The sequence below is a fragment of the Pantoea piersonii genome, assembly GCF_003612015.1.
GTDB lineage: Bacteria > Pseudomonadota > Gammaproteobacteria > Enterobacterales > Enterobacteriaceae > Pantoea > Pantoea piersonii.
The window spans coordinates 296893-321867 of record NZ_RARB01000005.1 but is presented as its reverse complement, the minus strand read 5'-3'; the positions used below and the strand labels follow the sequence as shown (position 1 = coordinate 321867).

22 protein-coding genes are annotated in these 24975 nt (G+C 56.2%); 14 read left to right on the top strand and 8 right to left on the bottom strand.

What is annotated here, in order from left to right:
• Positions 1-31 precede the first annotated feature (31 nt).
• Entirely contained in the window at positions 32-1501 is a 1470-nt protein-coding gene (gene proP / locus D7S44_RS15705; protein ID WP_120456424.1) for a glycine betaine/L-proline transporter ProP, read from the bottom strand.
• 542 nt (positions 1502-2043) lie between these two features.
• Here proP and D7S44_RS15700 point away from each other — a divergent pair.
• On the top strand, positions 2044-2784 hold the full coding sequence (locus D7S44_RS15700; protein ID WP_120456422.1) for an SDR family oxidoreductase: 741 nt from the start codon (positions 2044-2046) through the stop codon (positions 2782-2784).
• Between the two features lie 32 nt (positions 2785-2816).
• Here the strand turns inward: D7S44_RS15700 and D7S44_RS15695 are convergent, their stop codons facing one another.
• Together D7S44_RS15695 and D7S44_RS15690 are read right to left on the bottom strand one after the other, a co-directional pair.
• Positions 2817-4091, bottom strand: coding sequence for a Glu/Leu/Phe/Val family dehydrogenase (locus tag D7S44_RS15695; protein ID WP_120456420.1), 1275 nt, complete (start codon positions 4089-4091; stop codon positions 2817-2819).
• A gap of 379 nt (positions 4092-4470) precedes the next feature.
• Positions 4471-4848, bottom strand: coding sequence for a RidA family protein (locus tag D7S44_RS15690; protein WP_120456419.1), 378 nt, complete (start codon positions 4846-4848; stop codon positions 4471-4473).
• Between the two features lie 268 nt (positions 4849-5116).
• Between D7S44_RS15690 and D7S44_RS15685 the strand changes: the two genes are divergently transcribed.
• The 7 genes from D7S44_RS15685 (at position 5117) to D7S44_RS15655 (ending at position 13021) form a co-directional block, all read left to right on the top strand.
• Complete coding sequence (locus tag D7S44_RS15685; protein ID WP_120456417.1) at positions 5117-7246, top strand: TonB-dependent receptor; 2130 nt, start codon at positions 5117-5119, stop codon at positions 7244-7246.
• Between the two features lie 12 nt (positions 7247-7258).
• Complete coding sequence (locus D7S44_RS15680) at positions 7259-8272, top strand: ABC transporter substrate-binding protein (protein ID WP_120456415.1); 1014 nt, start codon at positions 7259-7261, stop codon at positions 8270-8272.
• Between the two features lie 160 nt (positions 8273-8432).
• The gene (locus D7S44_RS15675; protein WP_120456414.1) at positions 8433-8831 is read left to right on the top strand and encodes a hypothetical protein; all 399 of its coding nucleotides are present in this window, start codon (positions 8433-8435) and stop codon (positions 8829-8831) included.
• A 461-nt stretch (positions 8832-9292) separates the two neighbouring features.
• Entirely contained in the window at positions 9293-10705 is a 1413-nt protein-coding gene (locus D7S44_RS15670) for a sodium:solute symporter family protein (RefSeq protein ID WP_120456412.1), read from the top strand.
• A 1-nt stretch (position 10706) separates the two neighbouring features.
• Positions 10707-11876 (top strand): sialidase family protein, encoded by a 1170-nt coding sequence (locus D7S44_RS15665; RefSeq protein WP_120456411.1) that lies wholly within the window; start codon positions 10707-10709, stop codon positions 11874-11876.
• Positions 11873-12343 carry a NanQ anomerase/TabA/YiaL family protein gene (locus D7S44_RS15660; protein WP_120456409.1) on the top strand — a complete coding sequence of 157 codons (471 nt, stop codon included), beginning with the start codon at positions 11873-11875 and terminating at the stop codon, positions 12341-12343. The genes D7S44_RS15665 and D7S44_RS15660 overlap by 4 nt, the downstream gene beginning before the upstream one ends.
• The gene (locus tag D7S44_RS15655) at positions 12344-13021 is read left to right on the top strand and encodes an SDR family NAD(P)-dependent oxidoreductase (RefSeq protein ID WP_120456407.1); all 678 of its coding nucleotides are present in this window, start codon (positions 12344-12346) and stop codon (positions 13019-13021) included.
• On the opposite strand, the gene D7S44_RS15650 is transcribed toward D7S44_RS15655, so the two are convergent.
• Positions 13018-13791 (bottom strand): SGNH/GDSL hydrolase family protein, encoded by a 774-nt coding sequence (locus tag D7S44_RS15650; protein WP_240629469.1) that lies wholly within the window; start codon positions 13789-13791, stop codon positions 13018-13020. The genes D7S44_RS15655 and D7S44_RS15650 overlap by 4 nt on opposite strands.
• Positions 13792-14424: 633 nt before the next feature.
• Between D7S44_RS15650 and D7S44_RS15645 the strand changes: the two genes are divergently transcribed.
• Both D7S44_RS15645 and corA read left to right on the top strand, forming a co-directional pair.
• On the top strand, positions 14425-15552 hold the full coding sequence (locus D7S44_RS15645) for an acyltransferase family protein (protein WP_120456405.1): 1128 nt from the start codon (positions 14425-14427) through the stop codon (positions 15550-15552).
• A gap of 127 nt (positions 15553-15679) precedes the next feature.
• The gene (gene corA / locus D7S44_RS15640; RefSeq protein WP_120456404.1) at positions 15680-16645 is read left to right on the top strand and encodes a magnesium/cobalt transporter CorA; all 966 of its coding nucleotides are present in this window, start codon (positions 15680-15682) and stop codon (positions 16643-16645) included.
• Between the two features lie 40 nt (positions 16646-16685).
• Here the strand turns inward: corA and D7S44_RS15635 are convergent, their stop codons facing one another.
• A complete protein-coding gene (locus tag D7S44_RS15635; protein WP_120456402.1) occupies positions 16686-17678 on the bottom strand; it encodes a sugar phosphate isomerase/epimerase family protein in 993 nt (330 codons plus the stop codon).
• A 268-nt stretch (positions 17679-17946) separates the two neighbouring features.
• Positions 17947-18840, bottom strand: coding sequence for an ABC transporter six-transmembrane domain-containing protein (locus tag D7S44_RS15630; protein WP_120456400.1), 894 nt, complete (start codon positions 18838-18840; stop codon positions 17947-17949).
• A gap of 94 nt (positions 18841-18934) precedes the next feature.
• Between D7S44_RS15630 and D7S44_RS15625 the strand changes: the two genes are divergently transcribed.
• Entirely contained in the window at positions 18935-19540 is a 606-nt protein-coding gene (locus D7S44_RS15625; RefSeq protein WP_120456398.1) for a TetR/AcrR family transcriptional regulator, read from the top strand.
• 64 nt (positions 19541-19604) lie between these two features.
• Here D7S44_RS15625 and D7S44_RS15620 read toward each other — a convergent pair whose 3' ends face one another.
• Positions 19605-20300, bottom strand: coding sequence for a B3/B4 domain-containing protein (locus tag D7S44_RS15620; protein WP_120456396.1), 696 nt, complete (start codon positions 20298-20300; stop codon positions 19605-19607).
• Between the two features lie 210 nt (positions 20301-20510).
• On the opposite strand from D7S44_RS15620, the gene D7S44_RS15615 reads away from it, so the two are divergent.
• A complete protein-coding gene (locus D7S44_RS15615; protein WP_120456394.1) occupies positions 20511-20834 on the top strand; it encodes a hypothetical protein in 324 nt (107 codons plus the stop codon).
• 30 nt (positions 20835-20864) lie between these two features.
• On the opposite strand, the gene D7S44_RS15610 is transcribed toward D7S44_RS15615, so the two are convergent.
• Positions 20865-22067, bottom strand: coding sequence for an MFS transporter (locus D7S44_RS15610; protein ID WP_120456392.1), 1203 nt, complete (start codon positions 22065-22067; stop codon positions 20865-20867).
• Between the two features lie 120 nt (positions 22068-22187).
• Here D7S44_RS15610 and D7S44_RS15605 point away from each other — a divergent pair, with 120 nt between their 5' ends.
• A complete protein-coding gene (locus D7S44_RS15605; RefSeq protein ID WP_120456390.1) occupies positions 22188-22748 on the top strand; it encodes a TetR/AcrR family transcriptional regulator in 561 nt (186 codons plus the stop codon).
• 808 nt (positions 22749-23556) lie between these two features.
• Positions 23557-24939, top strand: coding sequence for a NarK family nitrate/nitrite MFS transporter (locus D7S44_RS15600; RefSeq protein ID WP_120456388.1), 1383 nt, complete (start codon positions 23557-23559; stop codon positions 24937-24939).
• Positions 24940-24975 lie beyond the last annotated feature (36 nt).

Here is a 24975-nt window from a genome sequence, read left to right as displayed (position 1 = left end):
GTTTTTTTGTTCAGTCAGCAGGACGAGTCGATTACTGTGCCGCCCGCTGTTTGCTGCGCGAACGCAGTTTTTTCACCAGACGGTGCGCCTCCGCTTCGCTGGCTACCGCAGGCGAGGAGCCGCGCAGCGGTTTGCGCGCCGATTCATGCAGCGTCAGCACGGTCAGCAGACCAATCACGCCTGCGCCCATCAGGTAGTAAGCGGGCATCATCAGGTTATGCGTGGTATCCACCAGCCAGGCGGTGATCAGCGGCGTGGTGCCGCCAAACAGCGACACAGACAGGTTGAAGCCGATCGCCAGCGCACTGTAGCGAATGTCGGTAACAAACAGCGCCGGCAGCGTAGCGGGCATGGTGCCGCTAAAGCAGGTATGGAGCACGCCCAGCACGATCAAACCGATGAACACCAGCCACATATTGCCCGATGTCACCAGCATCATGCAGGGAATCGCCAGCAGGATCAGGCCGACCGCACCGCTGCCGATCACCGGACGACGACCCAGGCGATCCGCCCAGTGTCCCCAGAACAGCGTCAGCGGCATCATGACAAACATCACCACCATGATGAGCAGCAGGCTGCTCAGCTCGCCCATGCCGAGAATACCGGTCAGATAGCTTGGCATGTAAGAGGTCAGCATGTAGTTGGAGACGTTGAACAGCAGCACCAGACCGATACATTTAAGCATCGGCTTGCGATACTTCTTCAACATCTGCATAACCGTCAGTGCCGGTTTGCTGTGCTCAAGCGCCTCCTGCTTTTCCATATGTTGCTGAAACGCCGGTGTCTCTTCCAGCTTCAGACGGACATAGAGACCGAACAGGCCGAGCGGAGCGGCGATAAAGAAAGGAATGCGCCAGCCCCAGTCGAGCATGGTTTGCTCAGGCAGAGCAGAGGTCAGCGCCGTGACCAGACCTGCGCCTAACAGATAACCTCCGAGCGTCCCGAACTCCAGAAAGCTGCCCATAAAGCCGCGACGGTTATCAGTTGAATATTCAGCGATAAAGGTCGCCGCGCCGCCATATTCACCGCCGGTGGAGAAGCCCTGTACCAGACGCGCCACCAGCAGCAGTATCGGCGCAAGAATGCCAATACTGGCGTAAGAAGGGATCAGGCCGATACAAAAGGTACCGATCGACATCATGATCATGGTCATCGCCAGCACTTTCTGACGACCGATACGATCGCCCAGCGGACCAAACACCAGCCCGCCGATGGGGCGCACAAGGAAGGCGGCGGCGAAGGTGCCGAACGCCGCGATCAGCTGCGCGGTGTTGCTGGCATTGGCGAAAAAGACCTTACCGATGGTGACGGCGAGATAGCTGTAGACGCCGAAGTCGAACCACTCCATCGCGTTGCCCAGCGCCGCCGCGCCGACTGCGCGCTTCAGCATGTCATTGTCGACAATAGTGATGTCGTCGACTGTCAGTTCTTTTTGCTCTTTCTGCTTTTTCTGCCAGAAATGCTTTTTTGCTTTATCTGTGGGTTGATTCCCGATGCTCATATTATCCTCATTGAAATAATGAGGCTCTTATAGCTTTCGTCGCCGTACTGCCAGCAAAACAAGGGGAAGAAAGCTATAAGCAGCCTGTTAAAATAAATTACGGCAGCTCGTTTACACGAATTTACCTTACTATAAAAACGGCCTCGCTTTCAAATTAGCAGATTTTTAGACTGGCATAGCCGATTAACCAGGCAATTGCTGCCACAGTAAAACGGCACGCTGGTTTTAAACGCTGTATCTCAGCGAGTTATCCAGAAAAGGACGTCGTCAGAAAATAAGACTATTTGGCAATAATGTTGCGGAAAGGTAAATCGGAGCGGAAATAACCTGACGTGAAGTAAGGTTATAGGCTTCAGGTATTTTGCTTTTCAAACTCAGCAGAATTAACCCTGTTTTAAATATGGGTTTAAGCCGCTCGATAATGTCATCAATCTGTCACCGACAAAATAACGCGTTATCGCCGCCGCCAGCTAACATTCAGAGATGAAGTTAATTCGTACCCGGACGTCGCGCAGGCGTACGGCTCGCTTTCTGGAGGGATTATGGCCCGATTTAGTGATAAGCGTATCCTGATTACCGGCGGCACCAGCGGCATGGGGCTGGCTGGCGCGCAGCGCATCCAGGCGGAAGGTGGCCGCGTTGCGGTAACCGGCCGCAATGCAAGCCGACTGCAGTACGCCAACAGCGTGCTGCATGATAACGCGCTGCTGCTGCGCAACGATGCCTCGCTGGAGGCGGATATCGACGCGCTGGGCGAAGCGGTGGAAAAGTGGGGCAAACTGGATGGACTCTGGCTCAATGCAGGCTATGCCGAACTGGGCGAGCTGGAATCCGTTACGGCGGAAGCCTTTAACGCCATGATGAACGCGAACGTGCGCGGACCCATGCTGCAGCTTGCCAGGCTCTCGCCTCTGCTTAACCCCGGCGCGTCGGTAGTGGTGACCTCATCGTCGTCAACCTATGAAGGCGCGGCGACCACCAGCCTGTACGCTGCCACCAAAGGGGCTATCGTGGCGATGGCGCGCAGCTGGGCAACCGCGCTCGCACCGCGAGGCATCCGGGTAAATGTGGTGATTCCGGGACCGATCGAGACGCACTTTCGCGATTTCATGCCGGAAACGGCGCGCCAGCAGTTTGAGAGTTTTATTGTCAGCCAGGTGCCGCTGAAGCGGGCAGGGAAGGCGGAAGAGGCGGCGGCGGTCGCGCTGTTTCTGCTCTCCAGCGACGCCTCTTATGTGACCGGCAGCCAGTACGCGGTCGATGGCGGACTGGTGCGCTATTAAAACAGGGGCAGCCTGGGCTGCCCGCTAAGCGATTATCCCGGATAGATACCGCGTTCTTTACGCGCCATCAGGATGCGTTCACAGGCGACGATATAGGCCGCGGTACGCAGCGAACAGCTCTTCTCATTGGCTTTGTTCCAGACGTGCACCATGGCGTCGGTCATGATTTTATCCATACGCGCATTGATCTCTTCTTCGCTCCAGAAGAAGCTCGCCATATCCTGCACCCATTCGAAGTAGCTGACGGTTACGCCGCCTGCGTTACAGATAACGTCCGGCACCACGATGATGCCGCGCTCGGCCAGCATGTCGTCCGCCTCGGGATAGGTTGGGCCGTTAGCGCCTTCCAGCACCAGCTTGCAGCTCAGCTTCTCGGCACGCGCGCGTGTGATCTGGCCTTCGAGCGCCGCTGGAATAAGAATATCCATCTCGGTGCGCCAGAACGCCTCTTCATCGATCTTCTGCGCGCCAGGGAAGCCGAGGATCTGCTTGTGCTCCAGCTGCCAGCGCGACAGCGCGGCCATATCGATGCCGTCAGCGTTGGCGATGGTTGCGCTGTGGTCCTGAATCGCCACCACAGATGCGCCTGCCTCAGCAAAGAGACGCGCCGCCTCGCTGCCAACGTTGCCGAAGCCCTGAACGGCTACGCGTGCGCCCTCGACGGGAATGCCTGCGCGGCGCGCCACTTCGCGGCCGGTGATAAAGACGCCGCGCCCGGTCGCCTTCTCACGTCCCAGCGAGCCGCCAAGATGAACCGGCTTGCCGGTGACCACGCCGGTCACGGTGGTGCCGTTATTCATGGAGTAGGTATCCATCATCCACGCCATGACTTTGCTGTTTGTGCCGACGTCCGGCGCGGGGATATCTTTCTGCGGTCCGATAATGATGCCGATTTCGCTGGTGTAACGGCGCGTCAGACGTTCCAGTTCGCCTTCTGACAGCGCAAAGGGATCGCAGCGGATGCCGCCTTTAGCACCACCGTATGGCAGGTTGACCGCGGCGCACTTGATGGTCATCCACGCGGAGAGCGCCATCACTTCGTTCAGATCCACATTTGGATGGTAGCGAACCCCGCCTTTACCCGGGCCACGCGACAGGTTGTGCTGTACGCGGTAGCCTTCAAAGTGGCGGATAGAGCCGTCATCCATCTGTAGAGGAATATCGACAATCAGCGCGCGTTTAGGATGACGCAGCGTATCGATCCAGCGTGCCAGTTCGCCCAGATAGGGCGCGACGCGGTCGATTTGCTGAAGGTAGGTGGACCAGGCAGATGTACTGTTTTCAGACGCGTAGGATAACTTTTCCATAAAGACCTTTCTTTTTTAAAGTCGTTTATTATGTGTTGCCGTGGATGAATAGCGGATCTGACCGCTCCCCGATAATTTACCACTTACAGAAGAAAGATAATTTTTCTTACGCCGTCGAAAAAAGCGCTTCTGCTTCATTTTGGTGCAGTACAGTGCATAAATACTGCAGCTAAGCGCGACTGCACTGAATAAAGATGCCGAAATGTTGCATGGAGGTTGCATAGATGAAATTTATTGTCACTTTTCAGTTCCTTGAGTTGTCTCATAAATTGAACAAATTGCGTCCGCTCCGTATTGACTTTAGCACCGGAAATTAGCCGCATGAGCCAGGCTAATGGGTTGATTACTTTTAGTAATGACGGAAGGCGTAAGAACAGGATTAAAGCGCCAGAATCGCTTCGATCTCAATTTTAAGATCGGGCGAAAAAAGGCCACTCACCTGCACCAGCGAACTGGCGGGCAAATGATCGCCATAATAACGAAACAGCACCTTGCGCAGCGCGTCAATATCCGCAAAAGAGGTGATAAATAACGTGACTTTCAGCAGCGCACTGAGCGTGGTGTTTTCTGCCTCAGCGATATGCTGGAACTGTTTAAATATTACCTCAGCCTGTTCTGCAATCGACCCTGTTTGCGCCGTGCTGCCGAACGCCGTGAGACCAGAGACGTAAAGTCTGTTTCCCTGTTTCACCGCATGAACATAAGGCGCTTTTACCTCACCCAGCGCGGGATAATTTATTCTTTCAATGGCTGCCATATTCATAATCCTTTTGTTTCGGGAGAGTGAAATAACGCGAAATATCTGCCTTACCGCCAGTCAACAATATAGTTCAGTAACGTGACAATTATTCGATTTCGCTTTTTCGGCTGGCTTGTTGCCATTGACCATCATAATCGCGCGATAACCTATTGCCGCTGTTAATAAAGCACTTTTTCGCTATATAATTGTAAATACAGCGAAAGTGGTTATTATCCGTCACCATTTCCTGCCGTTAATATCACCTGTAAAAACTGGCAAAATAAAAATGAAATTTACATCCCGCGCGCTTTTCCCACCCCGTCTCCTCAGTTTACTTATTTTCGCTGCCCTGCAGACGCAGGGCGCACAGCCGTCAACTGATGACACGCTGGTGGTTTCCGCCGCGCCGACGGCCGATTCAGGTCACGAAGACGCTACGCAAAAAAGCGCCATGCTGGGCAACGCAGGCAGACAGGCGGTTCGCAACACGCCTTTCTCTGTTCAGTCGCTTTCCCGTGCCATGATGAAGCAGCAGCAGCTGAAAAGCGTCAGCGCGCTCTATCGCTATATGCCGTCTGTTCAGGGCGACGGCGCGCGTCCCCAGACGCGCGGCATGCAGGGCAGCGTGGTGCAGAACAGCATGATTGACGGCCTGAACGTCGTCTCGACGACCGATTACGCGGCGGAGCAGTTCGACCATATTGAAGTGCTGAACGGCCTGGCCGGTTCGCTCTATGGCCCGGCTAACCCGGCAGGGCTGTTTAATTTCGTTGCGAAGCGCGCTACCGATCTGCCGCAGCATCGCCTGACGGTCGGCGGTGGCACCGGGGGCAATCACAAGGTTGCTGCGGATTTCAGCGGGCCGCTGGATCAGAACGATCGCCTGCGTTACCGCCTCAATGTCCTGGATGACGAAGGCGGCGGCTATGTCAGCGGCAGCAAGGTACGTCGTCAGCTGTTTAGCCTGGCGCTCGACGCTAATCTCAGCGACAGCACCGTGCTGGAGACCAGTTTCAGCTACTACCACTATTATGACAAAGGCCTGCCGGGCAAATTCGCGCTGGGCAAAGGGCTGACTTTCCCGGCTGCGCCCGATCCAAAAAAGGCGGGTCTGGGACAATATTATGCAGGCGATGATAACCATACCCTCACCGCAGGGCTTCATCTTAAACATGATTTCGACGGCAACTGGCAGGGCGAGATTGGCGTGCTGCGCCAGATCGCCGATCGCGAATCGACCGGCGTGACCAATACCTTTACCGATCGGGCGGGGCACTACACCACCACCACCTCATCCTCGACCGCCAGCCGCTTTACCATCAACAGCTATATGGCGAACCTTAACGGCGAAGTGGATACCGGCTGGCTACACCACCAGATCGCCACCGGCGTACGCGGCTTTGTCTGGAAGAACATGAATCCGGTGCATGGCGGCACGTCGACGCTGGGCAGCGCCTCGCTGGAACAGCCCGCGCGCTTTAATGAACCTGACTATCCTGACTTTACCGATCGCTATCACTCTGCCACGGCGACGCAGCACGCCTTTCTGCTGAGCGATAATCTTCAGTTTTCTCCGCAGTGGAGCCTGCTGCTGGCGGGCAGCGAAAGCCTGTTAAGCTCGGCAAACTACGCTAAAAGCGGCGCGCGCAGCAGCGAATCCTCCAGCAGCGGCTTCTCCGGCTCCGCCAGTCTGATGTATAAGCCGGTGGATCCGCTGACGCTCTATGTCACTTATGCGGACAGCCTGCAACAGGGCGACACCGCGCCGACGGGCGCAACTAACGCAGGCAATATTCTTGCCCCTTATCGCAGCAAGCAGGTGGAAATTGGCTCCAAGCTGGCGATTAACCGGCTGCTGCTGACGGCGGCGCTGTTTGAGATCAAACGTCCGTTCGCCTATACCAACAGCAGCGGCGACTACGCGGTTGACGGCGAGCAGCGTAACCGCGGCGTTGAGCTGATGGCGGATGGCGACGTAACGGAGAGGCTGCATCTCTATGGCGGCATGACCTGGCTCGACCCGCGCCTGTTTGATACCGCCAGCAGCGCGACGCAGGGCAAGCAAATTGTCGGGCTGCCGCGCTATACCGCCAGCCTGTTTGCCGCCTGGGATCTGCCTGGCATCAGCGGCGCCGATCTGCACGGCGGCGCGCGCTATGTCGGGCGTCGCGCAACGGACAATGCGAATGAGGGATGGGTGAGCGGCTATACCACGCTGGACGCGGGCGCCGCTTACAAAACCCGTCTGATGAACACTGACACTACTTTCCGCCTCGACGTGACTAACCTCACCAACCGTCACTACTGGACCAATATCGTGCCGGGCGGCCTCAATGGCTACAGCGGCGCGGGCTATGCCAGCGCGTCGATTGGCGAGCCGCGCCAGGTGCAGGTTTCGATGCAGCTCGATTTTTAAGGAGCCGGAGCGATGAAGACATTAATAGGGAGCGCCCTGGCGCTGGCGCTGTGGGCGGGCGTGGCGCCTGCCGCCACGCTTACCGACGATCTCGGGCAAAAGATCGAATTGCCGCATCCGGCGCATCGCATCGCCGATGCCTGGTATGCGCACCACTCGCTGTTGATGACGCTGGGCGCGGGCGATCTTATCGTCGCCACCGTCAACCATCCGGCAGACCGGCCGTGGATGTTTAAGGTGCAGCCGTCACTGGGGCAGGCGCTTCAGGCGCACGGCAAAACCTTTTCCAGCGAGGCGTTAGTGGCGCACCACGTCGATGCGATCTTCGTTCCCGCGCAGGATCCTGATGCGATCGGCTATCGTCAGGCTGCCATTCCGACCTTCAGCATGCAGTTTGACGACGTCGATTCGATGAAGCGCTCCCTGCTGACGACCGCCCAGGTCGTCGGCACGCCGGAGGCGCAGCGTCGGGCGCAGCGCTATAACCGCTATCTGGATGCGCAAATCGCCGCCGTCAGCACCAAAACCGCATTGCTGACAGAGGCACAGCGACCCCGCGTGCTGCATATTCAGTCGCTGCATCCGCTGAAGATTGACGGCAGCCAGACGCTGATTGATACCTGGATCCGGCTCGCCGGAGGAAGAAACGCGGCGGCGCAGGTGAAAGGCAATATGAAAGAGGTCTCGCCAGAGCAGATTATCGCCTGGGATCCTGACGTCATTATTATCGGCGCGGGAGCGGGCAGGCTGGAAGATTCTCAGTATGCCGCGCTGTTCAGGGGCGTGAAGGCGGTGCAGCAGCATCGCGTGCTGCAAAATCCGTCAGGCGTTTTCCCCTGGGATCGCTATGGAACGGAGGTGGCGTTGCAGATCCTGTGGGCGGCAAAGCAGCTGCATCCGCAGCTCTTCAGCCAGCTCGATATTGTCGCCGCCACCCGGGCTTTTTATCAGCGCTTTTATGATTACCCGCTGCGCGCTGATGAAGCGGAGCGGATACTCGCCGCTTTGCCGCCAGTTTCAGGCTGAAATCGCCAGCCGCCGTCTCGCTGAACAAAGCGTGCGGCGGCTGGCGTAAAAAGCAGCGAAACAGGCGAATTCGGAACATGCCGACGCATTGTCTGCTGGGAGAAAGTGTGACGTAGCGCTAAAATAACGCCTTGGTCGCAGCAGAGGTCAGACAAATATAATGATTGCACGTTTTTCCCCGATAGCCCTTTTCGCCGTTGTCGCACTCAGCGGATGCGCGAAAAAACACTCTTACCAGGACGATCCCTCGTTTACCGCAGGCCCCGCACAGGTCAGCGTTTCCCATGTCATGACGCGTACGGATGACGGCTCATCGGTGTATGTGACCGTGGACGGTAAAGACGCCGGTACGCTGAACGGCGGGCAGAGTAAAGATCTCTTTTTGACGCCGGGTAAACATAAAATCGGCGGCTACGTAGCCACTCTGTTTGGTCTGGGACGCGTGACCATCAATCCGGTCGAAGTTACGACCGCGAAGGGCGAAGTGAAACATGTCGCCTATGAAGTAAAAAGCGATAAACCCACCTTTACCGAATGGACGCCGCCTGCCGAAGGCTAAGCGCGCCTCCGGGCCGGTCACAGGCTGACCGGCCTCGCCATTTCGCTCAATTTCTCCCTTCGTTATCGCTCTCCCGCCTGCATGACCGCATGCCGCAGCTTTATCTCTCTCTTGTTGATTATATGCAATCATAATTGAGCATATGTGAGCACGATCAATTTATTCCTTCGCCCGTTATCCTATAAATTCTCACGTGACGCCTTCGCCAAGAAAGTGCGCTGATTAAATTTAATCAATCTGCTTCCCTACAGGAGACCAACGTGGCAAATCAAAACGGCAGCATTCGCTGCTCAGAACCTGAGGCTGCGCCATCGCGCCGCTGTAAACCCTACGACGCGCGCCTCTGCATTTCAGGTTTGATCGTGGCGGGGCGCTAGCTCGCCAGCACGGGGCATCACTCATCAGAACACAGACGGGGGTTAATACCTCCACGGTTTCGCTCGTCCTCAAGAGAGGCTCAGATGAATACGTTTAACGCTGAAGACACCCTGATCATTGTCGGCATCGTGGCGGCTTATATCCTGTTCACCACCTGGCTGACCTGGCGGCTGCGCAGCAAAAGCAGCGGCGATTTTATGGAAGGATCGCGCGCCATGCCGGCGCTGGTCGTTGGCATCCTGCTGATGTCGGAATATATCGGCGCCAAATCGACCGTCGGTACCGCGCAGGCTGCGTTTGAAGATGGTTTTGCCGCCTCCTGGTCGGTTATCGGCGCGGCGATCGGCTTTCCTCTGTTTGGTTTCCTGCTGGTCAAACGCATCTACAGCACAGGCAAAATTACTATTTCCGGCGCGATAGCGGAAAAGTATGGCAACACCACTAAAAACATCATTTCGGTGATCATGATCTATGCACTGCTGCTGGTGAACGTAGGCAATTATGTCAGCGGCGCGGCGGCGATCGCGACCATCCTGAAGGTTAATCTTCCGGTAGCAGCCTTTATTACCGCCATCGTCAGCACCTTCTATTTCAGCTTCGGCGGCATGAAAGGGCTGGCATGGGTCACCATGTTGCACAGCGGGCTGAAGTATCTGGGCATTATCGCCATAATGAGCTTCGCGCTTTATAAGACAGGCGGCTTTACGCCGATGATTGAACAGATGCCCAGCTACTACTGGACGTGGGATGGCCATATCGGCGCCAGCACCATCGTCGCCTGGCTCATCGGCACTATCGGCTCCATCTTCTGCACCCAGTTTGTCATTCAGGCGATCTCCTCGACAAAGGATGTGCGTTCGGCGAAGCGCGCCACCTGGGTCGCCTTCTTCTTCTGTCTGCCGATCGGTCTGGCGATTGCGGTTATCGGCGTGGCGGCGAAATATCTGCACCCGGAGATCAACAGCCTCTACGCCATGCCGATTTTCCTGCAGGATATGAATCCCTGGATGGCGGGAATGGTGACAACGTCACTGGTGGCGTCGATCTTCGTCAGCGTCAGCACCGTCGCGCTGGCCATCGCCTCGCTGGTGGTAAAGGATTTCTACGTGCCGTACCGTAAACCGACGCCGGAGCAGGAGTTCAGGGCGACGCGCTGGCTGTCGTTGATCATTGGCTTTCTGCCGCTGATTTTTGTGCTGCTGGTGCCTGAAGTGCTGAAGCTCTCATTCTTTACCCGCGCAATTCGCCTGTCGATCTCGGTGGTGGCGGTGATCGCCTTCTACGCGCCGTTCTTCAAAAGCGCCCGCGGCGCTAACGCCGGTCTGATTGGCGCCTGCGTGGCGACGTCAGTCTGGTATCTGCTGGGCGATCCGTTCGGCATCAATAATATGTATATCGCGCTGGTCACGCCGGCCATCATTATGGCGATCGATCACCTGATCCCAAACCGACAAGAACATAAATCGCATCAGAGAGTTGAACAGAGGGGAGTCTGATATGTCTGTAACCGTTAACCGCGATGGCGTGCTGCGCCCGGCCGAACAGGACGCACGCGTCATCACGGCGATGCTGCCGTCACCCTGTCCGCAAAACCATGCGGCCAATATCTTCCCGCTGCCGGACGGCTCGCTGATGTGCGTCTGGTTTGGCGGCACCCAGGAAGGCGTGGCGGATATCTCTGTCTACAGCTCGCGGCTGACGCCCGGCGCCGATCGCTGGAGCGAGGCGGTGAAGCTCTCTGACGACCCGGCACGATCGGAACAAAACCCGGTGCTGTTTCTTGCGCCGGACAAGGTGCTGTGGCTGCTCTGGACGGCACAGGTCTCTGGCAATCAGGATACGGCTATCGTGCGCTTTCGCCAGTCGCGCAACATGGGCGTAACCTGGGGAGCGATTGACACGCTGCTCGACCAGCCCGGCACCTTTATCCGCCAGCCGATCACCGTGCTGGAGAACGGTAACTGGCTCCTGCCGGTGTTCTACTGCCGTACCCGGCCGGGTGAGAAGTGGGTCGGCAATGATGATATCAGCGCCGTGAAAATCTCCAGCGACAACGGCAAAAGCTGGCGCGACGTCGAGGTGCCTGAAAGTCTCGGCTGCGTGCATATGAATATCACCCCGCTGCCGGGCGGTACGCTGCTGGCACTCTATCGCAGCCGCTGGGCAGATCATATTTACTACAGCCACTCAGAGGACGGCGGTGAAAGCTGGTCGCAGCCGGAGCCCACCTCGTTGCCCAATAACAACTCTTCCCTCCAGGCCACCACCTTGCAGGACGGCACGCTGGCGCTGGTGTTTAACAATATGAGCGCGGCGGGCGCGACGGAGCGGCGCGCCTCGCTCTATGACGAAATTGATGACGGCGACGACAGCCGAAAAGAGCCGGAAGCGCGCGAAGGGCGCAGCGCATTCTGGGGAGCACCGCGCGCGCCGATGACGGTGGCGATCTCACCGGACGGCGGCAAAAGCTGGCCGTGGCAGCGCAACCTCGACGAAGGCGATGGCTACTGCATGACGAACAATTCACAGCAGAAACTCAATCGCGAGTTTTCTTACCCCAGCATCAAGCAGAGCGCAGACGGCGATCTGCATATCGCCTACACCTGGTATCGGCAGGCGATCAAATATGTGCGCCTTTCGCCAGACTGGGTTAAGGAGACGTCATGATTATCGGTAATGTGCAGGCGTTAGCAATGGCGGGCCTGCCTGCTGCGCTGCGCGCCATTCTTGAACGCGAGGATTGCAGACTCGCGGCGCTGCGGCAGCGCGAAGATGGCCGTTTTCAGCCGGAGGATGCAGAGTGGTTTTGCCATATCGGTCCGGCGCAAACCGAACCAGCCGCGCAGCGCCATACTGAATATCACCGCCAGTGGGCCGATATCCAGCTGGTGCTGGACGGCAGTGAAATCATTAACGCCAGTCAGCAGAGCCTGGCGCAGCCGGAGGATGAAGAGCGTAAAGCGGATCTGTTTATCGCCAGCGTGCAGGCGTTGCCGGTCTCGATGCGCTTAAGCACGGGAGACTTTGCGGTGTTTCTGCCCGGCGAGCCGCATCAGGCGCTGTGCGCGGCGCCGAGGTCGGAAAGGGTGCGCAAGGCGGTGTTTAAAATTCCACGTTCGCTTCTGGAGGTGTAGATGCCGCATGCGATTGTGACCGGAGCCAGCTCCGGCATTGGCGAGGCGATCGTCACGTTACTGCTCGACCAGGGATGGCAGGTGACGGGACTGAGCCGTAGCCGGGTGTCGCGCAATAACGCCTGTTTCCGCAGCGTTCAGGTGGATATGACGGATGAGCCTGCGCTTATCCGTACTCTTGCCGATCTGCCCGCACCGGATGCGCTGGTGCATGCCGCCGGTATGATGGCCGCCGCGCCGGTAGGCGAGATTAATCTCGGCGTCAGCTCGCGCCTCTGGTCGCTGCACGTCCGCGCGGCGGAAATCCTTGCCAGCCGCTTTGCGCCTGTAATGGGTGAGGGCGGCCGTATTGTACTGATTGGCAGCCGCACCTCGCGCGGAGCGGCCAGTCGCTCACAGTACGTCGCGACCAAAGCTGCCATGGTCGGTATGGCGCGCAGCTGGGCGATCGAGCTGGCGCCGCGCGGCATTACGGTAAATGTAGTCGCGCCGGGCGCGACGGAAACGCCGATGCTCTCGCAGCCGGGACGCGAGGCGTCAAAGCCGGTCATGCCGCCGATTGGTCGGCTTATCCAGCCGCAGGAAGTGGCTGCGCTGACGGCTTTTATCCTCTCGCCGCAGGCTGCCGCGATTACCGGCCAGGAGATGGTGATCTGTGGCGGCGCCTCGCTGTTTTAGGAGGCGGCGTTAAGCTGCGAGAGCTGCGCGCCGAAGTGTTGTTCGATCACCTTAAACGTTTCCAGCGCCTTAATGCGGTAGAGCTGTTCGGAAGGGTGAATACAGTCGGGCGACATCATCGCGCGCCACGCTGGCATCTGTTGAATACGCTGGTACTGACTGACCAGCGGCACCTTTTCCGCGCGGGCGACGGCGTCGAGCCGCGCGGCATAAGGCGCGACATCCCATTTTTCCGCTTTGCCGCACAGCGGATGCGGCTCCTGTAGCACCACGGCTTTGCCGTTCGCTCTGGCGCTGTCGATCAAGGCTGTCATCACTTCGCTGTAGCGTTGCGGACTCACCTGATAGGGCTTCTCTATATCGTGGAAGTGGTAATGCCGTGCGTCGTTGGTGGCGAAATTGAGCAGGATTAAACGGGCGTTTGAGCGTTTCATCGCCTCCTGCCACGGCGGGTTATGCTCATATTTATAGCGGCCATTCAGCAGCTCGATCGCCTGCGCTGAGGGCGCGCCGCGATTAAGGACGCGTACGCCGCTGCCGTACTTCGCCTGTAAAAGCTGATTCAGTACGGCAATTTCATTGTGCTCGCTGACGATATTGCGCAGCCGACCCTCTTCCCGCACTGCCAGTACCCCTTTCGTGCTCGATCCTCCCCAGGCTTCAATAATAAAAGTGCCGGGCGAGGTAGTTTGCGCGACCGCCGGGGATGAAACTTTCATCATCAGCGCAATATATAGCGCCATTTTCAAATGGAATTGTTTTTGCAGCATATCGTTCTCAGCGCGTTGTCTGAATGGAATATCACGAATAAAGTGTGACTTTCATCAAGGTAACAAATTTAATTAGCAGCCAACAACCCTAAAACTGCCGATGGTTAGCGGCAAAATTATATCAATGCTTTGTTTTTTTACGGGCTCTCTTTTCAGGGTTAATCAAGATGAGCCGATCTCGGGTCTCATTTTCGCTGGATAAATTAAGCAAATCCTCATTCGTAAGCGCTATTTCTTATTTTGTCTGGTCTTATCTGTCGCCTCGTTTGGGGAAGTAAGGCCAGCGTCAGCGCACACCGCAAAGGCCAGAAAGGGTGATATAAAATTAACTTATTGTATTTTATAGCTTAATCGCGGTTTTATTTTTATGGGGATTTATTTGATCAGGCTATTTTTAACTGGCGTTTTTCCTAATTAGTCTGGTTACCTCCAGGCATATTCCTAATGTCCGGTCAGCAGAATGATTTTTAACGTTAAGTAATGATACGCTTTGCCAACACCGGCCATTCAGGGATATTCCGATTTTTGCGTGGCTCACTTCATCAGGTCAGGATTATTTCTCTTTCACGTTTCGTTGTTTAAATGCGACGCGAGAGGGGCTGCGTTCTGACGACTTTTTGAGAAGGGTATAACGTGGAAAATAAAGCGTTTCTCTCAAGCCGGAATATCGGCCTGGATTTCCTGCGCGCGCTGTTAATTCTGGAAGGGGTTTTATATCATGCCGCGCGAAGTCTTCCTGGTGGAAATAACTGGTACTATGTTTCCGGGAAAAATGAGGCGGACGGTTTTACCGCGCTAATCGAATTTGTGCATACCTTTCGTATGGAAGCCTTTTTCTTCCTGTCGGGGATGTTCTCGGCGATGGTCATCCTGCGTAAAGGCACCGACTTCTTTTACAGTAACCGCAAGATGCGCGTCGTCGTGCCGCTGATCTCCGCTTTCCTGTTTATTCCCGGACTGATGTATCTCATTAACGCCTTAATCGACGGCGAACCCTTAACGACACAGGGCGCGCTGGGTGCCTATACCTCGCTGCACCATCTCTGGTTCCTGGTGTCCCTTACGGCGATGTCGTTTTTGATTCCGGTGAGCCTCTATCAGCGCGCGGCGGCGTTGATGCGACGCCTGCCTTTCCCGCTGCTGGTGGCGGCGCTGGTTGTCGCGGCGAACATGTTCTTTGTGGTGAAGTTCTTTGTTAAAGACTTTGGCGAATGGGTCAACTTAATTCCGGTTACCGCGCGCTTTATGGTGTTCTACGCGGCGGGCTATGCGCTCTATCTCAACAGCGATCAGATCCCTCGTCAGGCGCGTAATTTTCTGGTCAACACCAAAGTGGTGCTGGCGCTGGGCGTGGCCTGCTGGCTGGTGTTCTATGCCATCTACCACTACAACATCACCAGCAGCCTGAAATACCTGCCGGTGCTGTGCGCCAGTCTTTTCTCGGTCATCTTCTCTTACTGGGTGGTATTCACCTTTGAGAAGCTGCGCATGAAAGAGAGCCGTCTGGTGAGGGGTGTAGTGGATTCCGCCCTGGTGATATATATCATGCACTACCCGCTGGTGATCACCTTCGCCTGGCTGCTGGACGGCTACCTGCCGGATGCGCTGCCGGTGACCTATGTCGCGGTGGTCACGCTGCTTGGCCTGATCTGCAGCGCCGTGCTCTATTTGATCATTAAACAGCTGCCGCTGATGGCGTTGCTGTTCGGTCTGAAACCGGCCCGGGTGCAGAACGTTCCGGCTACCGATCCCCGCGGTTAAGCGCCTTATCTTGCCTGTTGCCCGCCGGACGCTGTTCGGCGGGCATTCTGTTACAAACCTCTTCATTTGAATGCAATAAAAGCGGTTATGCTCTTACTACTTCAGACAACCGTGTAGCGAAGGGATCATGATTGTAAATTGCATGGTATATCGCCCAGGCCAGACCGGGCAGGAATTAGATGTAGAAAAAATCAGTGACGTTATCAGCGATCCAGATGCCTTTATCTGGATGGGGCTCTATCAGCCCGAAGCGGAATTTATGTATAAAATTCAGCGCGAGTTCGGACTGCATGACTTAGCGGTAGAGGATGCGTTATGCGCGCACCAGCGGCCTAAAATCGAACAGTATGGCGAGTCGATGTTTATCGTGGTGAAGACCGTCAGTTCGGAAAACGAACATCTTCACTTTGGTGAAACGCATATCTTTATCGGTAAAAATTTCCTGATAACGCTGCGTCACGGCGCCTCCGACAGCTATTCCCCGATCCGCGAGCGCGTGGCGCAAAACAGCGACTTGCTCGATCACGGCCCAGGCTATCCGCTCTACTGTATTCTCGATTTTATTGTCGATCGCTATGGCGAATATACCGCCTCGCTCGGCGACAAAATTAATGAGATGGAGGCGGCGCTGTTCCGATCCGAATTCGATAATCTCGCGGTGAAAAAGGTCTATCGTCTGCGTCGCGAACTGTTAAGCCTGCGCAATGCGGCGCAGCCGCTGGAAGAGATTTGCCAGCAGCTGGTTCGCCTGCATGAAGATATCGTACCGAAAGAATTGCGCGCCTACCTGCGCGACGTGCAGGATCATGCGCGTCATGTGGTGACCGACGCGGAGGACATGCGTGAAATGCTCACCAGCGCCATGCACGTTAACCTGGCGATGGTGGCGGTACAGCAGAACGAGGTCACGAAAAAGCTGGCGGGATGGGGTGCGATACTGGTGATCCCTACGGTGATTTTCAGCATGTATGGCATGAACTTTAAAGATATGCCGGAGCTGAACTCGCCGCTGGGCTATCCGATAGCGCTAGGCGGAACCATTGTCGGCTGCTTCCTGCTCTGGCTACGGCTGCGCAAGTCGGGCTGGCTATAAAGCTGATGCCGCGACGCGCTGCGCGCCGCGGCGTAACGGCTTACTCTTCGATAGAGGTCAGCAGCGCATTTTGAATAATGCGCTGCGCCTTGAGCGGATTCTGCTCCCGCTGCGCCGCCTGCAGCGCGGGCATATCCAGTTTATCGAGCGCGCGATAGATGTGCTTGAGAAAGCGGATAGAGAGGTTGGCGGCTTCAACATGATCTTCGCGGAACGGGAACTGGTCGAGTTGCCACACGCCATCCCAGTTATTGCACTTCAGCACGTAGAAGAATTCGAAAATTTCGGTCATATGCACGGTGCCGACCACCAGATCGTCATCCCAGCCGCGCAGGTTATCGTTCACATCCATACCGAACAGGCGGCCGCGATCGATAATCAGCTGCGCAGAACCGGCCGGTGACTCCCCGGCAAACAGCGCGTGGCCGAAGTCGAGCAGGATCCCTACGTTGTCCAGACCGATCTCTTCAATACCCAGCAGCGATTTCGCCGCTGAATCCCAGGTCATTTTTACACGCGGCTCACGCGGCTTGTATTCAATGGCGAACTTCACATCCGGATTCGCCCCGGCCAGTTCGCGCATGCCGTCAACCGCCAGCTTCCAGAGATTTTTATGATCGACCTGGAAAGGGTAATCCCAGCCGTCCTGACCGGGCCAGACTTTAACGTAGTTCGCGCCCAGTTCGCGCACCACGTCGGCCGCTTCGTTCATCAGCGCCAGCGCGTCGGCGCGTACCGCCGCATCTGGGTGGGTAAAGGCACCGCGTGAGAATTTGCGCAGATAGATTTCCGGCGTGACGCCAATCGCTTTCAGCCCCGCCTCCTGCAGCGCCTGCTTCACCTCGTCAACCGAGACGCCAGGCGTAAAAGGATAGGGGACGTCAACATAAGAGAGATCTTCAACTTCGGCGGCCAGCTTGATCTGGTCCAGCGTGCTGAGCGCCGGGCCGTAGCCGTCAACCGCGTAACGATCGATGTAATTCGCGAAATGCCACAGGCCAGCGCCAAACTTCGGATAATTATAGTGACTCATTGCCGATATTCTCCGTTCAGGATGCAGACAGAAGCGTGGTCGGATTGCCGCAGCAACCCACGTGTGAATATATATTCATTAGGGATTATATATTCCATTGTGCGGGCGTAAGCGGCTGCGTTGCCAGTGGAGAGCGCAATAAATGTAAGATGAGTCACATAAAATCGTGGGTTCAGGAAAAGGCACGCGCAAACGCGGGGCTGCCTCTGGCCCCCGCGCTGACGCGACAAGGCCTTTTCGCCGCCAGACTGGAATTGCCCGGTTCGGTTTAAACCTTGCCGGTTTTTACTCGCTTGCCGATATCCCTGAGCTGAGAGTATTTCTCCAGCAGCTGGGGCCCGTCATCCAGGCTCATGGCAAACATCCACATGTAAGTCATGACCGAATAGACGTGCCCGGCATCATGACTTTCCCGCATTGTCATCATCAGAATGGTCGAGCCGAAAAGCAGGGCGGCCACCGCGCCGATAGAGAGATAGCCGAGCGCCTCGCGGTCCGACAAGGCGATGCGCAGCCTGGCCAGCACGCGGTAGTGGCGCACCAGAGGAGATGCCGCTGCGCTGCTGACCATACTGACCTCTTTTTCCAGACGGTTATTCAGCCGCAGGAAAAGCCGTTCATTGGTGCTGGTAAAGCGCCGCAGGAAAAGGCTAAAAAACGCCAGGATCCCCAGGCAGGCGATGCCGGACCAGAACTCGATAAACAACAGCATCACCGTCGCGCCGGTGATCGATGCTACTGTGGTGATCAGCACCGGCAGGTGCTTTTCAAAAAAGTCGACAAACTCCCGCGAGAGCGTGACGCGGGCGGCAACGGTAGAAGGCGGCTGATTTTCCCGACGCTGCGCCAGCACAACAGATACCGCCAGCTCGGCATAGATGCGCGCAAAGGTGCGCGTGTCCACGCTTCGCCGGGCGGCGCCGGTCAACCACATAACAAAAACCAGCGCGGCGTAAAGTACGGCATGTATCGCTTTACCTGCCAGGATGGCGTTCACGGCAAAGCCCGCCAGCAGCGGATAAAGCAGATAGATAAGATTTTCGCCGACCACCAGCATCAGCGTCACGGCCAGTTTCCTGCGGTGACGCTGCCCCAGCAGTTTCAGGGTAGTGGCTGCGCCTGGCTTTATGTCCGCTTTTTCATTTAAATTCAGGGGTTGCATAGTGTATTTTCAACGTAAGAAAAATATTGAGCAACTGCTCAATAATGTTGCCGCAGTCTATTTGAGCGGTTGCTCAAAGTCAAAGGGGGAGTAGGTGAAGAAAAACGCAGAGGAGCTAAAAGCACGCATACTGGATGGCGCAGTGGCGTTGTTCATCGAAAAAGGGATAGAAAAAGTCACCACGCGTGAACTGACCGGCTATCTGGGCATATCCCGCAGCCATATTTACCATTACTTTAGCGACTGGCAATCACTCTGCCTCGCCGCGCTGGCGCGCTTTATGGAAAGCGAGCTTGATGAGATTGCGGTAAAAATGGCAGGTCTTTCGCCATGGGAAAAACTCACCGCGCTGGTGGGCTACTACCTTCCCAGCGCGCCCTTAGCTGAATGGCAGCTTTATGACTCCCTCTGGCGCATGGCGGCCAACAATCAGGCGTATGCCGATCTGGCGGAGGCCAATATCAGTCGATGGATGACGCTGGTCGCCGGGATCATTGATGAAGGCGTAGAAAAAGAGGCCTTTCGGCCCGCAGACATAAACCGGGTGACCCGCCAGCTGGGAGCCCTCCTCAACGGCTATGCGGAAACCCTGATCGTTAACCCCAGCCCGGAAAAACACTGCACTGCCGCAGAAGATATAGCGGATTTCATCCGCCTGGTTCTGGGCGAGCCGCCCTCAGCCACCACGGCGGGAGCATGACGGAGCATCAAAAAAGAAAAAGCCCCGCTTACCCAACAGAGGCTTTTTGATTGATAACCTGGACTTAGCTAAAGCCCGCACCCAGCAGCTGTTTTTCAACACGGCAGCCGGGCATCATCGCCTGCAGACCCGCGATAAGCTCGTCACTGGCCTGATGCAACGCATCCATCGGCATTTCCGGCAGGCTCTCCAGAATAAACCACATGTGTTGCGCGCTGGCGTCCAGGCGGGTACGCACGCCCTGGCACCAGTTCCAGCGCCGACAGGTAACGCCGAGATCGTCGCGCCAGATCACCTCGCCCGGCTCTGGCGTCTCTTCGCAGGGTTCGCCTGCGTTCAGGGTATCAAACCGCTCACTGCCGTCGGCGCGCACCAGACGTGCGTCGCCGACATAGGCTGCGGCATTCTCGCCGCCAATCGGCAAGGCGTATTTAATACTGATGGCGTTATAGAGATCGACGACCGGATCGATGGCGGGCAGTGAGCCATCGCGGACAACGCGTTTACGTAAGGCTTCAACCGAACTCGGCGTCCGGGCGGGTTTTGCGCCGAACGCTTTGAAGGCCTCGCGCCAGGCGGCAATATGCGCCTCAGCGTAAGGCACATCCTGGGCGACGACAGCGTGGCAGGCGTCGTTAAGCGCATCACGCGCAACCTGTGGGTGCTGCACCTCGCTCGCCTCAACGAGAATACTGATCGCGCGAAAGCCCGGCGCCAGCGCGATGACGGTGAGTTCGACGGTAGGGGAAAAAGAGAACATTGCTATTCCTTATAAGTAAAGACTGGATGAAGTGTAGCGAGGGATGCCCGCCGCTGCCTCTCTTCCTCTCTGGCATCGCTGAGTCAGCGCATCAGGCCAGATAAAAATCCAGGAATATGCTGAATCCATGGCAAATTACATGCCTTTTGCTGTGCGACTGTATTATTTGTCTATACTGAAACTGGACTTGATAATTTTAGTGAGGGAATCATGAAAAAGACGATTATTGCACTTTCTGCTCTGATGCTGGCTGCTCCGGTTTTTGCGGCGACTACACATGCTACCGATGACACCGTGGCTGAAGCGCATAAAGGCGCAGATACGGCGAAAGAAAAACTGCATAAAGTGCAGGACACCGGTTCCGAGCAAAAGCTGAAGGCGGAACATGCTGCCGAAGGTAAAAGCGACGCGACCACCAGCAAAATCAGCGAAGGTTCGCAGAAAGCCTGGCACAGCACCAAGCAGGGCAGCGAAAAAGCCTGGGATAAAACCAAGCAGGGCGCTGAAGGCCTGAAAAATAAAGCGACAAACTAAAGAAAATGGCCGGTTGAACCGGCCATTTTTTTATCCTCTCTCCGCCTTCAGGCGCACCGCAGACCGTCCCGCCAGCAATGACACCGCAGCCATCAAAATAATCCCCCAGCAGTAGTAATTAGCCGTGGCGACAAGGCCCAGTAGCGGAACCGCGAAACCGGCCAGCAGCGCCGGCAGCGCAAAGGCCAGATAGCTCTTTACCAGAAAAGCGGCGAACAGCCCGGCGCGCTCATGGCTCTCCGCCAGCGGCATCACGATTTTTATAATGGTCGAAAATACTGAACCGAATCCGTGACCGGCTACAGCCGTGCCAAAAAACAGCAGCGTCGTCAGATGATGATTAATGCCGATCAAGGTCAGGCTAATGCCCGCTATCAGGGCGAGCGTGCCGATAAACAACGCGCGCTGCGGCGGCCAGCGGCGGAAGATAAATACCGATGCCGTGGCGCTGAGCATCAAGGTCGCCACCACGGAGCCGCCGACGAACGGCGAAGTCAGCCCGGTAGTGAGGATGACCAGCGTCGGCATCAGCGACAAATAAAATCCGCCCAGTGCCCAGGTCGCCACATTTACCGGCGCCAGCCGCAGTAGCGGCCCAAGCGCGCGCGGCGGAATGGCCACGTTCGGCTTCAAAGCGCGTAACGCGCCCGGTACAGGCGATACGGTTTCGGGCATCAGGGGCAGCAACGCCAGCGCCAGCAGCATCAGCATAAACAGCAGAGCGTACACCGAAACGGTAGGGTAAGGGGCGAAGGTCACCAGAAGCGCGCCTGTCATTGTCCCTGCCAGCATGCCGAGAAAGGCCGTAATGGAATTCAGCAGCGGGCCGCGCACCTTATCGCCGTCGAGGATCGTCGCGCCAAAGGTCGGCAGCGCGATACCGGTCGCTACGCCCTGAATAATGCGCGCGGCAATCAGCATTCCTGCCGAGTCCGCCAGCATAAACAGCGCCAGCGCCAGGGCATTGCACAAGAGCGCCGCCAGGATCATCACGCGCCGACCGGTAAAGTCGGAAAGGCGGCCAAACGTCAGCAAGGCGATAAGCAGGCTAAATGCATAGCTGGCGAAAATCAGCGTAATGGTGACCGGCGACAGATGGTAGAGGGCATGATAGAGCGGGTAGAGCGGCGTCGGCGCGCTGCTGGTCGCGGAGATAAGCGTAGCGCAGACAAAGCTGTAAAGCGTAATACGTGCAGCGTCGGCTGCGGGCAGTGCTGGCGAAGCGGAAGTCATGATAATCACCTTAAAGCAAAATATTAGCTTTAAGTGAGATATACTTGCTTTTTTGCGTTAACGCAATATCTTTGCATTAAACAATTTCTGTCGTTTTTAGTCTTTGCTGAGAGGAAAAAGATGGCCAGGGAGATGATCAGGCAGGGTGGACGCAGCGCGCGTATTCAGGAAGAAGTGCACAAGGCGGTCAATACGCTGCTGAAAACATATGATCGCAACGAGCTTACGGTACCGATGGTGGCAGAGTCGTCAGGCGTCACGCCATCTACGATTTATCGCCGCTGGGGCGACCTGTCGCAGCTGCTGGCCGACGTCGCCGTTGCGCATATGCGTCCGGTCAGCGAACCCGAAGACAGAGGCGATATGCAGGGCGACATGGAGGCGTTTATCCAGCAGTATGCCGAAGAGATGTCGTCGAAAGTCGGGCGGCAGATGCTCGTTGATATTATCGGCAGCGGCGGCAGCAGCGCGACTGTGAAATGCTGCGGCTTTACTTATCAGCACCTGGAAACACTGCAAAAGCGCGCGATAAAGCGCGGCGAAACGGGGTTCTCCGTTGACGAGGCGATGGACGTCGTCGTAGCGCCGGTGATCTATCACATTTTGTTTGAAGATCGCGAACCCACGTCTGACTATTGTCGCGAGCTGGTGGCGCGGCTGTTTCAGCGGGGAGATCGCTGAAGCAGCGTCTGCTGGCAGATCTGAACAGCAGAACAAGCAGACGTCGCGATAAGCAAAGGACTTTGTAGTTACAACATACTTTTTGAGAAATAAGTAAAACAGTCAGCAAAGTGCCCAATGCAGCTTAAACAAGCCCAACAGCAAAAAGAGACGGGAGGAAGATGAAGCGGAAAAGGGCGTTGGCAGAACTTTCTGGCTTTAATTTCATGCGGCTTTTTGCCAGCAAAAGCTGCTGTATTTGATATCGCGCAGAAAAGGCTCTCTGATAAATCGTTATATATATTTGTAAACAGCGGTAGCCCGTGGATAAGAATCTTTATTCCCCTCGAAAAGCTTTCTGATTTTTTTCTTGTATTAAAGGACAGGATTCAGGGAAGGGCAGCTTAAAGCGATTTCTGACTTTTATTGCCATTTTCTTTGATTTTTATCAAATTGACTTGCGGCGCAACTGGTCATCTATTTTAAGGCTGCTAAAATATACCTAAAATTAGGTAGTTAACTCTGTACCCCTTATTCCTCAACTCAGCGTTGCTTTGCGCTGAATCATAAAAGCCCCTACAAATCCTCTTGTTTTTACGGCCTGCTGCGATAGGCTTATTACCTATTCTACAGGACGGAATATTTCGCCGAATAACGACGCCTGATTTAACCGCTATTTCTTTATTAAAGGCAAAACGTTTCTGGCGTCGTCATCTGATTATCATTCAGATTCGTATAAATACGGATTTATTCAGTTTCTCATTTATTAATTTTAAATACTACTCGCAGACAGCGGGAGAGATCCGTCTGCTGCTTATTGGGAGGATATGTGAGCGTAAAACCTCATTCCACGCACACCAGGCACAGCGCACTTGAAAACTGGGCGCCGGAAAATAAACAATTCTGGGAAAGCCAGGGCAAACATATTGCCCGGCGTAATTTAATTATTTCCGTTGGCGCGCTGCTGCTCGCGTTCTGCGTCTGGATGCTGTTCAGCACCGTGGCGGTCAACCTTAACCGGGTGGGATTTAATTTCACCGTCGATCAGCTCTTCTTGTTAACGGCTCTGCCTTCTCTCTCCGGGGCGCTGTTTCGCGTGCCTTACTCTTTTGTCGTGCCGGTAGTCGGCGGTCGTCTCTGGACGGTGATCAGCACCGCCGTGTTGATCATTCCCTGCGTCTGGCTGGGTTTCGCCGTTCAGAATCCCAACACGCCTTATGGTGTGTTTATCATCATTTCGCTTTTCTGCGGTCTGGCAGGCGCTAACTTCGCGTCAAGCATGGGCAATATCAGCCTCTTTTATCCCAAAAGCAAACAGGGCTCGGCGCTCGGCATTAACGGCGGCCTGGGCAACCTGGGCGTCAGCGTGATGCAGCTGATTGCGCCGCTGATTATCGTGGTGCCGTTCTTCGTAGGCGGCGCGACGCTGGAGGATGGCAGCCAGCTGTGGCTCGCGAATGCGGCCTGGATCTGGGTGCCGCTGCTGGCCATCGCCGCTATCGCCGCCTGGAACGGAATGAACGATATCGCTGGCATGCGCGCCTCGCTGCGCGAACAGCTGCCGGTGCTGAAGCAGGGACACCTCTGGACGCTGGGGCTGCTCTATCTGGCTACCTTCGGATCCTTTATTGGCTTTTCGGCGGGCTTCGCCATGCTGGCGAAAACGCAGTTTCCGCAGGTGGACATTATCCATCTCGCCTTTTTCGGCCCGCTGCTCGGCGCGCTGGCGCGCTCGGCAGGCGGTTTTCTCTCTGACAAATTCGGCGGCGTGCGCGTAACGGCCATCAATTTCCTGCTGATGACGATCTTCTCCGCGCTGCTGTTCCTGACCCTGCCCGGCACCTCCGGCGGCTCGTTCCTGAGCTTCTATGTGGTGTTTATGGGGCTGTTCCTTACCGCCGGACTCGGCAGCGGCTCAACCTTCCAGATGATCGCGGTGATTTTCCGCCAAATCACCATGGACCGCATGACTGCGCAGGGTCGTAGCGCGGAAGAGGCGCAACATGCCGCGGTAACCGATACGGCGGCCGCGCTGGGCTTTATTTCCGCCCTGGGCGCGGTGGGTGGGTTCTTTATCCCGAAAGCGTTCGGTACCTCACTCACGCTGACCGGTTCGCCCGTCGGCGCCATGAAAATTTTTCTGGTCTTTTACATCGTTTGTCTGCTGTTGACCTGGCTGCTGTATGGCCGTCGCAAAACCAATAACAACTAAGCAGAGCAATGAGCACTAACCATACTGGAGATGCGC